The organism is Isoptericola sp. NPDC019571 (assembly GCF_044389385.1).
In the GTDB taxonomy this organism is placed as follows: Bacteria; Actinomycetota; Actinomycetes; order Actinomycetales; family Cellulomonadaceae; genus Isoptericola; species Isoptericola nanjingensis.
In genome coordinates, this window is the sequence record NZ_JBIRXZ010000005.1 from 161798 (window position 1) to 176762 (window position 14965).

The 14965-nt window shown below is 74.8% G+C and carries 15 protein-coding genes; all 15 read left to right on the forward strand.

Translation table 11 applies throughout. The features are described from left to right. The first annotated feature begins 177 nt into the window (after positions 1-177). The 15 genes from thrS (at position 178) to ACH443_RS11020 (ending at position 14935) form a co-directional block, all read left to right on the forward strand. Positions 178-2172, forward strand: a complete 1995-nt coding sequence (gene thrS, locus ACH443_RS10950) for a threonine--tRNA ligase (RefSeq protein ID WP_429763797.1) — start codon at positions 178-180, stop codon at positions 2170-2172. Between the two features lie 11 nt (positions 2173-2183). After that, positions 2184-2792, forward strand: a complete 609-nt coding sequence (locus tag ACH443_RS10955; protein WP_430590312.1) for an HIT family protein — start codon at positions 2184-2186, stop codon at positions 2790-2792. Next, positions 2792-3439, forward strand: coding sequence for a phosphatidylinositol phosphate synthase (gene pgsA, locus ACH443_RS10960; RefSeq protein WP_429763643.1), 648 nt, complete (start codon positions 2792-2794; stop codon positions 3437-3439). The genes ACH443_RS10955 and pgsA overlap by 1 nt, the downstream gene beginning before the upstream one ends. Next, complete coding sequence (locus ACH443_RS10965) at positions 3439-4401, forward strand: phosphatidylinositol mannoside acyltransferase (RefSeq protein WP_430556740.1); 963 nt, start codon at positions 3439-3441, stop codon at positions 4399-4401. The genes pgsA and ACH443_RS10965 overlap by 1 nt, the downstream gene beginning before the upstream one ends. A 41-nt stretch (positions 4402-4442) precedes the next feature. Then, complete coding sequence (locus tag ACH443_RS10970; RefSeq protein ID WP_429763796.1) at positions 4443-5648, forward strand: glycosyltransferase family 4 protein; 1206 nt, start codon at positions 4443-4445, stop codon at positions 5646-5648. Beyond that, positions 5645-6235 carry a hypothetical protein gene (locus ACH443_RS10975; protein ID WP_429763641.1) on the forward strand — a complete coding sequence of 197 codons (591 nt, stop codon included), beginning with the start codon at positions 5645-5647 and terminating at the stop codon, positions 6233-6235. Before ACH443_RS10970 ends, ACH443_RS10975 begins: the two co-directional genes overlap by 4 nt. A gap of 69 nt (positions 6236-6304) precedes the next feature. Beyond that, positions 6305-7225: a pyridoxal 5'-phosphate synthase lyase subunit PdxS gene (gene pdxS, locus ACH443_RS10980; RefSeq protein WP_429763640.1), complete on the forward strand. Its 921-nt coding sequence runs from the start codon at positions 6305-6307 to the stop codon at positions 7223-7225. 80 nt (positions 7226-7305) lie between these two features. After that, positions 7306-9831, forward strand: a complete 2526-nt coding sequence (hrpB, locus tag ACH443_RS10985; RefSeq protein ID WP_430590313.1) for an ATP-dependent helicase HrpB — start codon at positions 7306-7308, stop codon at positions 9829-9831. A gap of 168 nt (positions 9832-9999) precedes the next feature. Continuing rightward, complete coding sequence (locus tag ACH443_RS10990; protein ID WP_429763638.1) at positions 10000-10575, forward strand: NUDIX hydrolase; 576 nt, start codon at positions 10000-10002, stop codon at positions 10573-10575. Positions 10576-10684: 109 nt separating this feature from the next. Beyond that, positions 10685-11221, forward strand: coding sequence for an alternate-type signal peptide domain-containing protein (locus ACH443_RS10995; RefSeq protein ID WP_429763637.1), 537 nt, complete (start codon positions 10685-10687; stop codon positions 11219-11221). Between the two features lie 7 nt (positions 11222-11228). Further along, a complete protein-coding gene (locus tag ACH443_RS11000; protein WP_430590314.1) occupies positions 11229-11915 on the forward strand; it encodes a signal peptidase I in 687 nt (228 codons plus the stop codon). Continuing rightward, the gene (locus tag ACH443_RS11005) at positions 11912-12595 is read left to right on the forward strand and encodes a hypothetical protein (RefSeq protein WP_430590315.1); all 684 of its coding nucleotides are present in this window, start codon (positions 11912-11914) and stop codon (positions 12593-12595) included. The genes ACH443_RS11000 and ACH443_RS11005 overlap by 4 nt, the downstream gene beginning before the upstream one ends. Continuing rightward, on the forward strand, positions 12588-13481 hold the full coding sequence (locus tag ACH443_RS11010; RefSeq protein ID WP_430590316.1) for a hypothetical protein: 894 nt from the start codon (positions 12588-12590) through the stop codon (positions 13479-13481). The genes ACH443_RS11005 and ACH443_RS11010 overlap by 8 nt, the downstream gene beginning before the upstream one ends. Positions 13482-13524: 43 nt before the next feature. Then, the gene (gene pdxT / locus ACH443_RS11015; protein ID WP_429763633.1) at positions 13525-14169 is read left to right on the forward strand and encodes a pyridoxal 5'-phosphate synthase glutaminase subunit PdxT; all 645 of its coding nucleotides are present in this window, start codon (positions 13525-13527) and stop codon (positions 14167-14169) included. Positions 14170-14176: 7 nt separating this feature from the next. Next, positions 14177-14935 carry a YebC/PmpR family DNA-binding transcriptional regulator gene (locus tag ACH443_RS11020; RefSeq protein WP_429763632.1) on the forward strand — a complete coding sequence of 253 codons (759 nt, stop codon included), beginning with the start codon at positions 14177-14179 and terminating at the stop codon, positions 14933-14935. Positions 14936-14965 lie beyond the last annotated feature (30 nt).

Here is a 14965-nt window from a genome sequence, read left to right on the forward strand (position 1 = left end):
GCGCGTGGCGCGGGCCCGGGCCCCGCGGATGAGTACGATCGTGGGGCGTCACCGAAGGTGGCGCCCCACGACCGTGCCCGGCGCCCAGCCCCGGCCGGTCCCGCCCAGGCGCTGCCGTGCCCGTCCGCAGCGCCCACGACCCGCAAGGAGCAGCACGTGTCCGACGTCGCCTCGCCGATGCCACCGAACCCCGACGACGCCACCCAGGACACGGTGACGGTGCAGACGCCGACGACGGGCACGGAGCTGTTCGCGGACCGTAAGGACGTCGTCGTGATGCGCGTCGGCGGCGAGCTGCTCGACCTCTCGCGCGACCTGGCGGCCGGCACGGTCGTCGAGCCCGTGACGATCGGCTCGCCCGACGGCCTCGCCGTGCTGCGCCACAGCGCCGCGCACGTGCTGGCCCAGGCGGTGCAGCAGGTGAACCCGGACGCGAAGCTCGGCATCGGCCCGCCGGTCACCGACGGCTTCTACTACGACTTCGACGTCGCGACGCCGTTCACCCCCGAGGACCTCAAGGCCCTCGACAAGGCGATGGCGCGCATCATCAAGGAGGGCCAGACCTTCCGCCGTCGCGTCGTCACGGAGGACGAGGCGCGCGCCGAGCTGGCCGACGAGCCCTACAAGCTGGAGCTCATCGGCCTCAAGGGCGGCTCCTCGGACGAGGACGGGTCCTCGGTCGAGGTCGGCGGCGGCGAGCTGACGATCTACGACAACGTCCGCGGCGCCGGCCGCGAGAGCGAGACGGTGGTCTGGAAGGACCTGTGCCGCGGGCCGCACCTGCCGAGCACGAGGCTCATCGGCAACGGCGTGCAGCTCATGCGCAACGCCGCCGCGTACTGGCGGGGCAGCGAGAAGAACCCGATGCTGCAGCGCGTCTACGGCACCGCCTGGCCCAGCAAGGACGAGCTCAAGGCGTACCTCGAGCGCCTGGCCGAGGCCGAGCGTCGCGACCACCGCCGCATCGGGTCCGAGATGGACCTGTTCTCGTTCCACGACGAGGTCGGGTCGGGCCTGCCGCTCTTCCACCCCAAGGGCGGCGTGATCAAGCGGGTCATGGAGGACTACGTCCGCCAGCGCCACATCGAGGAGGGCTTCTCGTACGTCGGCACGCCGCACATCACCAAGGAAGAGCTGTTCTACACGTCGGGCCACCTGCCGTACTACGGCGACACGATGTTCCCGCCGCTCGACCTCGAGGACGTCGGCGACCACGGGCGCTACCGCCTCAAGGCGATGAACTGCCCGATGCACAACCTCATCTTCTCGAGCCGTGGGCGCTCCTACCGCGAGCTGCCGATCCGGCTCTTCGAGTTCGGGTCGGTGTACCGGTACGAGAAGTCGGGCGTGGTGCAGGGCCTCACGCGCGTGCGCGGGCTGACCCAGGACGACTCGCACTCCTACGTCACCCCGGAGCAGGCGCCCGCCGAGGTCAAGCACCTGCTGGACTTCATGCTGTCGGTGCTGCGCGACTTCGGCCTCGACGACTTCTACCTGGAGCTGTCGACGCGCGACGACAAGAAGAAGGACAAGTTCGTCGGCTCCGACGACGACTGGGCCAAGGCCACGGCGGTGCTTCAGGAGGTCGCGGTCGCCTCCGGCCTCGAGCTGGTCGCCGACCCGGGCGGTGCCGCCTTCTACGGCCCCAAGATCTCCGTCCAGGCCAAGGACGCGATCGGTCGCACGTGGCAGATGGGCACCGTGCAGTACGACTTCAACCAGCCCAAGGGCTTCGGTCTGGAGTACACCGCGGCGGACGGCACCAAGCAGCAGCCGGTGATGATCCACTCCGCCAAGTTCGGCTCGATCGAGCGGTTCATGGGCGTGCTCATCGAGCACTACGCGGGGCTCTTCCCGGCCTGGCTCGCGCCCGTCCAGGTGCTCGCCGTGCCCGTCGCCGAAGCGTTCGACGACTACCTCAAGGACGTCGTCGCCCAGCTCACGGCCCGCGGCATCCGCGCCGAGGTCGACCTGTCGGACGACCGCTTCGGCAAGAAGATCCGCAACGCGTCCAAGGAGAAGGTGCCGTTCGTGCTCATCGCCGGCGGCGAGGACGTCGAGGCCGGGGCCGTGTCGTTCCGGTTCCGCGACGGCACCCAGGAGAACGGGGTGCCCGTCGCCGACGCGATCGAGCGCATCGTCGCGGCGGTGCGCGACCGCGCCCAGGTCTGAGCGGGGCGCGCATGAGCGGCCACCATCAGGAGCACGACGAGGAACCCGGCGCGACGACGGTCCCGGCGGGCGGCTTCGGGCCGCCCGAGGACGGGCTACAGCGGCTGTGGACCCCGCACCGCATGGTCTACATCGGCGGGCAGGACAAGCCCGCCGACGGGACGGTGGCGCAGTGCCCGTTCTGCCGCATCCCCGCGGGCGACGACGAGGCGGGCCTCGTCGTCGCCCGCGGGGCGGAGTGCTACGCGGTGCTCAACCTGTACCCGTACAACTCCGGGCACCTCATGGTGCTGCCGTACCGGCACGTGTCGGGCTACGTCGACCTCACGGGGTCGGAGACCGTCGAGCTGGCCACGATGACCCAGACGGCGATCCGCACCCTCACCGCGGTCTACGGGCCGGCCGGCTTCAACATCGGTATGAACCAGGGTGAGGTCGCCGGCGCCGGCATCGCGGCGCACCTCCACCAGCACGTCGTGCCGCGCTGGCTCGGCGACGCGAACTTCCTGCCCGTCGTCGGGCAGACCAAGGCCCTCCCGGAGCTGCTGGCGGACACGCGCGCCCGGCTCGCCGCGGCGTGGCCGGCGGGCCGCGGCGCCGCGCCCGAGGGAGGTCGCTGATGCTCGGCGGGCTCCGCGCGGCCATGCAGCGCCTGTTCACCCCGCTCGCGCGGCTGCTCCTGGGCTGGGGCGTGTCGCCGGACGCGGTGACGATCGCCGGGACGGTGGTGGTGTCCGTCCTCGCGCTCACGCTGCTGCCCACCGGCCACGTGCTGCTCGGCGGGCTCCTCATCGGCCTGTTCGTCCTCACCGACTCGCTCGACGGCGTCATGGCGCGCCTGTCGGGGCGTTCGGGGCCCTGGGGGGCGTTCCTCGACTCGACGCTCGACCGGGTGTCGGACGGCGCGGTGTTCGCGGGCATCACCCTGTGGTTCGTGCTGCACCCCGACCTCCCGTACGCCACGTGGGGGGTGGCGGCGTCGCTGGCCTGCCTCGTGCTGGGCGCCGTCGTCCCCTACGCGCGGGCGCGCGCGGAGAGCGTCGGCGCCACCGCGGCGGTCGGCATCGCCGAGCGCAGCGACCGGCTGCTGGTCGCTCTCCTGGCGGTCGTGCTCACCCAGGTAGGGGTGCCGGTCGTCGTGGCCGAGGTCATGCTCACGCTGCTCGCTGTCGCGAGCCTCGTCACGGTGGTGCAGCGCGTCGCGACCGTACGTCACCAGCTGTCGCGCAGCGCGCACACCGAAGCCACCCCCGACCCGGAGGCCTGATGCGGATCGACGTCGCCCGCCTGTACACGTTCGCGTGGCGCCACGCGCCGAAGATCCCGGAGCCGGTGCTGCGCGCGGCGTTCACCGCCGTCGCCGACGTCACCTGGCTGCGGCGCACCGAGGGGGTGCGGCGGCTCGAGGCGAACTACGCGCGGGTGCGGCCCGACCTGGGCGGCCCCGAGCTGCGCCGGCTGACGCGCGCGGGCATGCGGTCGTACATGCGGTACTTCCGCGAGGCGTTCACCCTGCAGGGCGCGACGGCCGAGCAGGTCGCGGCGCGGGTGCGCGTCGACGGGCTCGAGCACGTCGCGGGCCCGGTCGCCGACGGGCGGGGGGTCTCGCTCGCGCTCGCCCACCTGGGCAACTGGGACCTCGCGGGCGCGTACGCGACCCCGCACATCGCGCCCGTCCTCACGGTCGCGGAGCGACTCAAGCCGGAGGAGCTCTTCGTCGAGTTCGTCGAGTTCCGGCGATCGATCGGCATCGAGGTGCTGCCGCTCGGCGACCACGACGTCTTCCGCAACCTCGTGCGGGGCGCGGTGCGGGGCGGCTGCATCGTCCCGCTGCTCGCCGACCGCGACCTCACGGCGTCCGGCGTCGAGGTGGACCTCTGCGGGCACCGCGCCCGCGTCGCCGCCGGGCCGGCCGCCCTGGCGCTCGCGGCCAAGGTCCCGCTCGTCCCGGTGGGGATCACCTACGAGCGGCTCACGGGAGAGCGCCGGCGCGCCGCCGGCACGGCCTGGGGCATCGTGATCCGGTTCTACCCGCCCGTCCCGGTGCCCGACGACTCCGGGCTGCACCGCAAGGACCGGGTGGCGCGCATGACGCAGGGGTGGGTGGACGCGGTCGCCGTCACCCTGCAGGAGTCCACGCAGGACTGGCACATGCTCCAGCGCGTCTTCGTCGACGACCTCGACGCCGAGCGGTACGCCCGGACCAGGGCCGAGGCGGGCGAGGCATGAGCGCGCCCGCCGACCTCGCCGCCGCGACGCCGTCGCGCCCGCTGCGCGTCGGGATCGTGTGCCCGTACTCGTTCGACGCGCCGGGCGGCGTGCAGTTCCACGTGCGCGACCTCGCCGGTGCGCTGCAGGACGCCGGGCACCACGTCTCCGTGCTCGCGCCGGCCGACGACGACACCCCGGTGCCCGACGTCGTCACGTCCGCGGGCCGTGCGGTGCCGGTGCGCTACAACGGCTCGGTGGCGCGCCTGACCTTCGGCCCCCGCACCGCGGCGCGGGTGCGGCGCTGGCTGGAGGCGGGGCGCTTCGACGTCGTGCACGTGCACGAGCCGATGGTGCCCAGCCTGTCCATGCTCGCCCTGTGGTCCGCCGAGGGGCCCGTGGTGGCCACCTTCCACACGTCCCAGACGAGGTCGCGGGCGCTGCAGGTCGCCTACCCGCTGCTGCGTCAGTCGCTGGAGAAGATCGCGGCGCGGATCGCGGTCTCCGAGGACGCGCGCCGCACCCTCGTCGACCACGTGGGCGGCGACGCCGTCGTCATCCCCAACGGCGTCTACGTGGACACGTTCGCTGCCGCCGCGCCGTCCGACCGGTGGCGCGGCACCCCCGAGGCACCGACCGTCGCCTTCCTCGGCCGGCTCGACGAGCCGCGCAAGGGCCTCCAGGTGCTCGTCGCGGCCGCGCCGCGGGTGCTCGAGCAGGTTCCGGGGGCGCGCTTCCTCGTGGCCGGCAAGGGCGACGACGGTCGCGACGCGGCCCTCGAGGCCCTCGGCCCGCACGCCGGGTCGTTCGAGTTCCTCGGCGGCGTGAGCGACGAGGACAAGGCGTCGCTGCTCGCGTCGGCGGACCTGTACGTGGCGCCGCAGACGGGCGGCGAGAGCTTCGGCATCGTCCTGGTCGAGGCCATGAGCGCCGGCGCGGGCGTCGTGGCCAGCGACCTCGGGGCGTTCCGCCGGGTGCTCGACGACGGCGCCGCGGGGCGTCTGTTCCGCACCGGAGAGCCCGACGACCTGGCGCGCGCGATCCTCGCGGCCCTGGCGGACCCGGTGGGCACCGGCGAACGGCGCGAGCGCGCCACGGCGTTCGTGCGCCGGTTCGACTGGTCCGCGGTGACCGCGCAGGTGCTCGCGGTCTACGAGATGGCGCTCGCCGCCGGGGAGGCGCTGGGCTCCCCGGTGGCCCCGTCGCGGACGGAGAGCGCCGTCGGCTGGCTGCGCACGCGGCGTGCCGGGGGAGGTGAGGGCGCATGACCTGGTCCGAGCTCGCGCTCGTCGTCCTCGTCGTCGCGGCCGTCGCGGTCTGGCTCGCCTGGATCTCGGCGTCGCGCCTCGACCGGCTCCACCGCAAGGTGGTCGCGTCGCGCATCGCCCTGCAGGCCCAGCTCGCGCGCCGCGCGGGCGCGGCCGTCGACCTGGCCTCCTCGGGGCTGCTCGACCCGGCGGGGGCCGTGCTCGTCGCGGACGCGGCGTTCGCCGCCCTGGAGGACGACACCGGGCCCGCGCCGGCGGCGGGCGCCGAGCTCGCGCTCGAGGGGTTCGGGCCCGGTCGGGAGCGCGCCGAGAGCGAGCTGTCCGCGACGCTGCGCTCCGCGCTCGGCGACGACGAGGCGCTGGCGGAGCTGCGCCGGGAGCCCGGTGGCGACGAGCTCGTCGGACAGCTCTCGGCGGCCTGGTACCGCGCCCAGCTGGCCCGCCGGTTCCACAACGAGGCCGTCGCGCAGGCGCGACGGGCGCGACGCAGCTGGTACGTGCGTCTGCTGCGCCTCTCGGGGCACGCGGCGCTGCCGCACATGGTCGAGCTGGACGACCAGATGCCGGAGGGGCTCTCCGGGGCCTGACACGCGGAACTAGGATGGAGGGTGCGTGACAGCGGTCACGCGTCCCACTGCGACACGAGCGAGGTTGCGTTGAGCGAGACCAGCGGCAGCGACGGCCGGATCCCCGCGGGCGAGGTGGGCACCGCCCGCGTCAAGCGCGGCATGGCCGAGATGCTCAAGGGCGGCGTCATCATGGACGTCGTCACGCCCGAGCAGGCGAAGATCGCCGAGGACGCCGGCGCCGTCGCCGTCATGGCCCTGGAGCGGGTGCCCGCCGACATCCGTTCGCAGGGCGGCGTCGCCCGCATGAGCGACCCCGACATGATCGACGGCATCATCGACGCCGTCTCGATCCCCGTGATGGCGAAGGCGCGCATCGGGCACTTCGTCGAGGCGCAGGTGCTGCAGTCCCTGGGCGTCGACTACATCGACGAGTCGGAGGTGCTCACCCCCGCCGACTACGCCAACCACATCGACAAGTGGCAGTTCACGGTGCCGTTCGTGTGCGGCGCCACCAACCTCGGCGAGGCGCTGCGCCGCATCACCGAGGGCGCGGCGATGATCCGCTCCAAGGGCGAGGCCGGCACGGGCGACGTCTCCAACGCGACCACGCACATGCGCCAGATCCGTGCGCAGATCCGTCGGCTGACCTCGCTGCCCGAGGACGAGCTGTTCGTCGCCGCCAAGGAGCTGCAGGCCCCCTACGAGCTCGTCGCCGAGGTGGCGCGGGCCGGCAAGCTGCCGGTCGTGCTGTTCACCGCGGGCGGCATCGCCACCCCGGCGGACGCCGCGATGATGATGCAGCTCGGCGCCGAGGGCGTGTTCGTCGGCTCCGGCATCTTCAAGTCGGGCGACCCGGTCGCGCGCGCGAAGGCGATCGTCCAGGCGACCACCTTCCACGACGACCCGGACGTCGTCGCCAAGGTCTCCCGCGGGCTGGGCGAGGCCATGGTCGGCATCAACGTCGAGGCCGAGCCGGCGCCGGTGCGCCTGGCCGAGCGCGGCTGGTAGCACCGGCTCCGACCGCGACCGGGGGTCCCGCCGACATCGCGTCCGCGGGGCCCCTGGTCGCGCTCGACTAGTGTCGGGGCGTGCTGCTCCCTGAACCTTCGGTGCCGGGTGCGGACCTGCCCGTCCGGGCGGTCCTGCCTGCCACGGTCGACGCGGTGCGGTCGAGCGGCGCTGCGGTGCTGGTCGCGCCGCCCGGGTCGGGGAAGACCTCGTTGCTGCCCCTGGCCCTGGCCGACGCGCTCGGCGGCAGGATCATCGTCGCCGAGCCGCGCCGGATGGCCACCCGTGCGGCGGCGACCCGGCTGGCGGCGCTGGTCGGCGAGCCGCTCGGACGGCGGATCGGCTACGCGATGCGCGGTGAGCGCAGCGGCGGGAAGGACCTCCGCGTCGAGGTGGTGACGACGGGGCTCCTCGTGCGTCGGCTGCAGCAGGACCCGGAGCTGGCGGGTGTCACGGCGATCGTGATCGACGAGTGCCACGAGCGGCACCTGGACGCCGACCTCCTGCTCGCGCTCCTCGTCGACGTCCGGGCGAACCTTCGGGACGACCTGGCCGTCGTCGCGACCTCGGCCACGGCGGACACGGTCGGGCTGAGCCGCGCGCTCGGCGCGGGCGCTCCCGCACCCGTGATCACGGCGACCGCCGCGCTGTTCGACGTGGCGACCGAGTGGGCGCCCCCGCCGTTGCCCACGCCGCTGCTTCCCGGCGGTCGGGTCGACCCTCGCCTGCTGGACCACGTCGGGACCGTCGTCCGGCGCGCCCTGACCGAGAACGACGGCGACGTCCTCGTGTTCGTCCCGGGCGAGGCCGAGATCGACGGGATGGCCCGCCGGTTGGCCGACCTCCATGTCCTGCCGCTGTTCGGTCGCCAGTCCCGGGCCGAGCAGGAGCGAGCGCTGGTGCCGTCCGCCGCGCGTCGGATCGTGGTGACGACGTCGGTGGCGGAGAGCTCGCTGACGGTGCCCGGGGTCAGGGTCGTGGTGGACGCGGGTCTCGCCCGGGAGCCGCGGACCGACCAGTCCCGCGGTCTCGGGACGTTGGTCACCTGCCGGGTCTCGAGGTCGTCGGCCGACCAGCGGGCGGGTCGCGCCGGGCGGGAGGCGCCGGGCCGGGTCTACCGGTGCTGGTCCGCCACCGACCACGCGCGTCTCGACGATCATGCGGCGCCGGAGATCGCGGTCGCCGACCTGGCGGCGTTCGCCCTCGACCTCGCGGCGTGGGGCGCGCCTGCGGGGGCCGGCCTGACGCTGCTCGAGGCGCCGCCCGCGCCCGCGATGACGGCGGCCACCGCGCTGCTGCGCCGCGTCGACGCCGTGGACGACGACGGCAGGATCACCGAGCGGGGCCGGCGGATGCGGGCGATCGGGGCGCATCCTCGCCTCGCTCGTGCGTTGCTGGACGGGGCCCCGCGGGTCGGCGACGACCGGGCGCGCGAGATCGTCGCGATGCTCTCGGACGACTCGGGCCGCGCCTTCGGCGACGACCTGCCGGCACGCCTGCGGGCACTCCGCCGCGGTGACGACCGGGGGGCGACCGCCCGCTGGCGGGAGGAGTCGGCGCGCCTCGGCCGCGGCGCGCCGTCGGGCCACCCGTCGGACGGGCGGGCCGGTCGGGGGACGCCCGGGGTGCCGGACGATCTCGCGGTGGGCATCGTGGCGGGGCTGGCGTACCCGGAGCGGATCGCGCGGGCCCGGGGGGCCGACTCGACGACGTACCAGATGTCCGGCGGCACGGGTGCTGCGCTGGATCCGCGGTCGCCGTTGCGAGGCACCGCCTGGCTGGCGATCGCGGTCGCCGACCGGGCACCCGGTCGCGCCGACGCCCGGATCAGGTCCGCGGCGCCGATCGACGAGCAGACCGCGCGGGACGTCGCGGGCGATCTCGTCTCGACCGAGGACCGGATCCGCTGGGACGACGGCCGGATCGTGACGCGGCGGGTCGAGGCGCTCGGCGCGATCGTGCTGGGCGACGTCCCGTTGACCGACCCCGACCGGATGCTCGTCCAGGCGGCGGTGCGCGAGGGCATACGGGGCAGCGGTCTGTCCGTCCTGCGCTGGTCGGAGACCGCGCTCACCCTGCGGCAGCGGCTCGCGTTCTGCCACGCCCACCTCGGAGCCCCGTGGCCCGCGGTCGACGACGAGGCGCTGCTCGCCGATCTCGACGCGTGGCTGGGTACGGAGCTCGCCTCGGTGCGGGTCGCGCGCGACCTCGCCCGCATCGACGTGGCCTCGGCGCTCCGTCGGCTCCTGCCGTGGCCCGCGGCAGCCCGGTTCGACGAGCTGGCGCCGGAACGGCTCCAGGTCCCGTCGGGCTCCGCGGTCCGGCTCGCGTACGACGGTGCCGAGCCGCCGGTCCTCGCGGTGAAGCTGCAGGAGGTCTTCGGCTGGACCGCGGCCCCGGCCGTCGCGGACGGCCGCGTCCCCGTCGTCCTGCACCTGCTGTCGCCCGCCGGACGACCGGTCGCGATCACGAGCGATCTCGCGTCCTTCTGGAGACAGGGCTATCCCGGGGTCCGGGCCGACCTGCGGGGCCGCTATCCCCGCCACCCGTGGCCGGAGGATCCGCTGTCCGCCCTCCCGACGAAGCGGGTGAAGCCCCGCCGGTGAGCGCCGGCCCGGTCCCGTCCGTGGCGGTGACCGTCCAGGGCGCGGGGACCGGGTCGTCGAGGTCTCGCCCCTGGCTACCATGAGCGCCATGGATGCACGTTCCCCGTCGGCCGTGAACCGCGACGTCGAGGCCGAGCCGGAGTCGGCGCGCCTCACGGGGCGGGACCGGTGACGCCGGCGCTCGGCGACGACTGGGCGGTAGGGCCGGACGGGCTGCGCCAGCGGCGCGCGGCGCGCGTCATCGTGCTCGACGACGCGGACCGGGTGCTGCTGGTGCGCGGTCACGACGCCGACCAGCCGGAACGCTCGTGGTGGTTCACCGTCGGCGGCGGCATCGACGCCGGCGAGAGCGAGGTCGACGCGGCCCTGCGCGAGCTGCGCGAGGAGGCCGGGCTCGAGCTCGCGCCGGGCGACCTGGTGGGCCCCGTGCTGACCCGGGACGCGTACTTCCACTTCTTCGCGGAGACGTGCCGCCAGCAGGAGGTCTTCTTCCTGGCGCGCGTGGACGGCGGCCACCGGCCCACCGACGACGGGTGGACGGCGGAGGAGCGCGACGTGCTCGACGAGATGCGCTGGCTGACCACGGCCGAGCTGCGCGCCGAGACGCGCGAGGTCTTCCCGACCAGCCTGCCGGACGTCGTGGAGGACCTGGCCCGGGGGTGGGACGGCACCGTCCGCCACCTCGGCGTCCAGCACGACGACGAGCCGTCCGACCCCGAGGAGCTGGGTACCCGCACGCCCTGACCCTCCAGGCGTCCCGGGCCGCCGACGCGCGCCCCGGGCATCAGTTGGCTACCGTCGTCTCATCGGGCCGCACGCAGGGGTGCGGACAGAGCGGCAGGGGGATGTCGACATGAACCGACTGACGAAGGCTGCGATCGCCGTAGGAGGGGCCGCCGTCCTGCTCGTCGGCGGCGCCCAGACGATTGCCTACTGGACGGCACAGGGCACGGCCACCGGGTCGGACGTCACCGCCGGCACGCTCACGATGTCGGACGGGGCGTGCGGTGACTGGACCCTCGACGGCGGCGGCTCGGTCGCGGCGGGCATCGTGCCGGGCGACACGGTCACCACCACCTGCACGCTGGCGGTGGGGGGCACCGGTGACCATCTGGCGCTGGGCGAGATCACCGTCTCGTCGCCGACCTGGGCGGCGGAGAACGCGCTCACGGGCGCGCTCGACCTCAGCCTCACCTCGGCGACCCTGGGCGGCGAGACGCTGGAGCTCCCGCTGACCGAGCCGGTCCCGGTCGGCGAGACCGACTCGCTCGTCGTCAACCTCGAGGCGGCGTTCGACACGGCCGCGGGGAACGACACGCAGGCGCTGACCGCCGCGCTCGAGGACGTCACGGTCCAGGTCACGCAGGCGCACGTCGTCCCCGCTCCCTGAGCGCGCCGTGGCTGCGGCACCGCCGGGCCCGGGCCGTGTCGTGGGACGCGCGGCGGGGCGCGTCCTCGCGTGCGTCGTCCTGCTGGTCGCGGGCGGGGCCCTGCTCCTCGTCGTCCTGGTTCCGCGCCTGGCCGGCGCCACTCCGTACGGCGTGGCGACCGGGTCGATGCGCCCCGCGCTCGACGTCGGCACGCTCGTGGTGGTGCGCCCGGTCGACGTGGACGAGATCACGACCGGACAGGTGGTCACGTACCAGCTGCGCTCCGGGGACCCCACGGTCGTGACGCACCGGGTGGTCGGCCTCGGCACCACCGTCGACGGGGAGCGGACGCTGCTGACCCGGGGTGACGCGAACGCGGTCGCCGACCCGGAGCCCGTGCAGGCCGTGCAGGTGCGCGGCACGCTCTGGTACGCCGTCCCGCAGCTGGGCCGCCTCATGGGTCTCGGGACGCCCGAGCAGCGCCGGTTCCTCACGACCGGGTTCGCGGTCCTCCTCCTGGGGTACGCGTCGTGGCTCGTCGCGGGCGAGGTCCGGGAGCGGCGGGGGCGCCGGTCGTCCGGCGCGGGGGAGCCCCCGTCGGCCCCCGCTCCGGCGTCGGGTACCGGGCCGAGCGTTCCGCCCGACGGGCTCGCGACCTGGTGGCCGGCGGCGCCGCCGGCCGCGGGCGGTGCGCGGAAGGGCGACGGCCGATGAGGGGCGAAGGGCGCCGGGTCGCGACGTGCGGGGCCGCGCTCGTCGCCGGGGTGCTGCTGGCGCCGGCGCCGTCGGCGGGAGCGTACGGCGGCCCCGAGCACGGAGGCGTGGCGCTGAGTGTGGACGGCCGCCGCTGGACGACCGACCTCGAGGCGGCGCTCTTCGGCTCCGCGCCCTGGACGCCGGGCGAGACGCGCCGGGCCGTGCTGCTCGTGCGCAACGACGGGCCCGGCCCGGCCGGCAGCCGCGTCGCCGTCTCGGTCGGGGACGGGGTGACCGGCCACGGAGCCTCCGCCCTCGCAGAGGCGGTGCAGGTCCGGGTGCGCCCGGAGGGGGGCCGGTGGTCCGACGGCGCGGGGTCCGCCCCGGTGCTGCTCGCCGAGTCGGAGGTGCTGCCCGTCACGGTGGAGGCGTCGCTCGACCGCGCGGCGGGGAACGAGACGCAGGGCGGGACCGTCCCCGTGGACGTGCTCGTGACGTTGGCGGGCGACGGGCCGCCGGACAGCGGAGGCGAGCAGGACGGCGGGCGCCGACAGGCCGACGACGTCCCCGACGGCCCGGGCGCGCTCGCACGGACCGGTGGGCAGCCGCTGCCGGTGCTGCTCGCGGCCGCGGGTGCCGTCGTGGCCGGCGTGCTGCTGAATCGTGCCCGCCCGCGAGGGAGCGACCACCGTGCCTGAGCCGACGCGGGCCGGGGCGACCGTGCGCCGCGTCGCGGTCCTGGTGGTCGCGGCGATGGTGTGCGTGCTCGCCGGGGGCGGGATCGCCTGGGCCTGGTGGCGCGGGTCGGGCACCGCCGCGGCGCCGACGACCCAGATCTCTGCGGGCACGGTGGACGTGCAGGTCGCGAACCTCGGCAACGGCCTCGTGGGCCGCGGGGGCACGGTCAGCCTGCCCGCTCTCACCCTCCCCGGCGCGGTGCCGGGCTCCGGCGCGTCCGAGATCGTCACGGTGCGCAACGGCGGCTCGCGGCCGACGACGGTGACCGCCACGCCGACGCGGACCGGGACCCTGGGCACGTCGTTCACCACCAGCGCGTCGTTCGGCGCCGCCGACACCGGGACGGGGTGCGGCGCGGGCAACGGCACCTCCGCGACCATCCCCGCGGGTGGGACGGCCGCGCTGTGCGTGGCAGTCACGCTCTCCGCGTCGGCGCCGTCGACGGTGCAGGGGCAGGCAGGCGGGGTGTCCGTCGCGCTCGCGGCCTCGCTCGGGGGCACGGCGTGGACCGACACGGGCACGGTCGTGAGCGGCGCCGTGAGCGCGGCGACCGTTCCCGCCCCCACCCTCTCGTGCGGCGCGCTCGGTCTGGTCTCCGTGACCTTCAACTGGACGGCGGTCGCCAACGCGACCCGGTACCAGTTCACCTTCGGACCCGCCGCCACGCCCACCACCGTGCAGGTGCCGGCCGGTACCACCAACTATCAGGTGACGGGGGTCGCGACGAACGCCTCGGCGCGCGTGCGCGCCGAGCGGGTCTTCACGGGCAACGTCGTGTGGACGTCGGTGCCGTCGAACACTCGCACCTACAACATAGCCCTGGGCCTGATCGGCACGTGCACCTGAGCGGCCGCCGGTCGGGCGGGCCCGGGGCCCCTACACTGCCCCGGTGACCACGACGATCGGAGTCCTCGCCCTGCAGGGCGACGTCCGCGAGCACGCGGCCGCGCTGGAGCAGGCGGGGGCGCGCGCCGTGAGCGTGCGCCGCCCGTCCGAGCTGGACGCGGTCGAGGGGCTCGTCCTGCCGGGCGGCGAGTCGACGACGATCGACAAGCTGCTGCGGCTGTTCGAGCTCGCCGACCCGCTGCGGCGGCTGATCGGCGAGGGGTTGCCCGTGTTCGGCTCGTGCGCGGGGATGATCCTGCTCGCGGACCGCATCGAGGGCGGCACCGCCGACCAGCGCACGCTGGGCGGGATGGACGTCGTCGTGCGGCGCAACGCGTTCGGCCGCCAGGTGGACTCGTTCGAGGCGGACCTGCAGGTCGCGGGCGTCTCGGACGCGCCGGGCGGGCGCCCGGTGCGCACCGCCTTCATCCGCGCTCCGTGGGTCGAGGAGGCCGGGCCGGACGTCGAGGTGCTCGCCCGCATGCCGGACCGCTGGGCGGACGGCTCCACGGTGGGGCCCGCCGCCGGTAAGATCGTCGCAGCACGTCAGGGACGGCTGCTCGCCACCGCGTTCCACCCGGAGATCACGGGGGACGCGCGCGTGCACGGGTTGTTCGTCCGGCTCGTCCAAGCATCGCGAAGGAGTTAGGGAGCGCATGTCAGGTCACTCCAAGTGGGCCACGACCAAGCACAAGAAGGCGGCGATCGACGCCAAGCGCGGCAAGCTTTTCGCGAAGCTGATCAAGAACATCGAGGTCGCCGCGCGCACGGGCGGCGGCGACCCGGCCGGCAACCCCACGCTGTTCGACGCCATCCAGAAGGCGAAGAAGTCGTCGGTCCCCAACGACAACATCGACCGCGCGCTCAAGCGCGGCTCCGGCGAGGGCGCCGACGCCGTCGACTACCAGACGATCATGTACGAGGGTTACGGCGCGAACGGCATCGCCGTCCTCGTCGAGTGCCTCACGGACAACAAGAACCGTGCCGCCTCCGAGGTGCGCCTCGCGTTCTCCCGCAACGGCGGTAACCTGGCCGACCCGGGCTCCGTGTCCTACCTGTTCTCCCGCAAGGGCCTCGTCGTGGTGCCGAAGGCGGAGGGCGTCACGGAGGACGACGTCATGCTCGCCGCGCTCGACGCGGGCGCCGAGGAGGTCAGCGACGAGGGCGACGTCATCGAGGTCCTCTCGGAGGCCACCGACCTCGTCGCCGTGCGCACGGCGATCCAGGAGGCCGGCATCGAGTACGACTCGGCCGACTCCATCTGGCACCCCTCCATGGAGGTCGAGGTCGACGTGGAGGGCGCGCGCAAGATCATGCGCCTCATCGACGCGCTCGAGGACAGCGACGACGTCCAGAACGTCTACGCGAACTTCGACGCCTCCGACGAGGTCATGGCGGCCCTCGACGAGGAGTGACGGCTCCCGGCGCGGGTCGGCCGTCCGCGG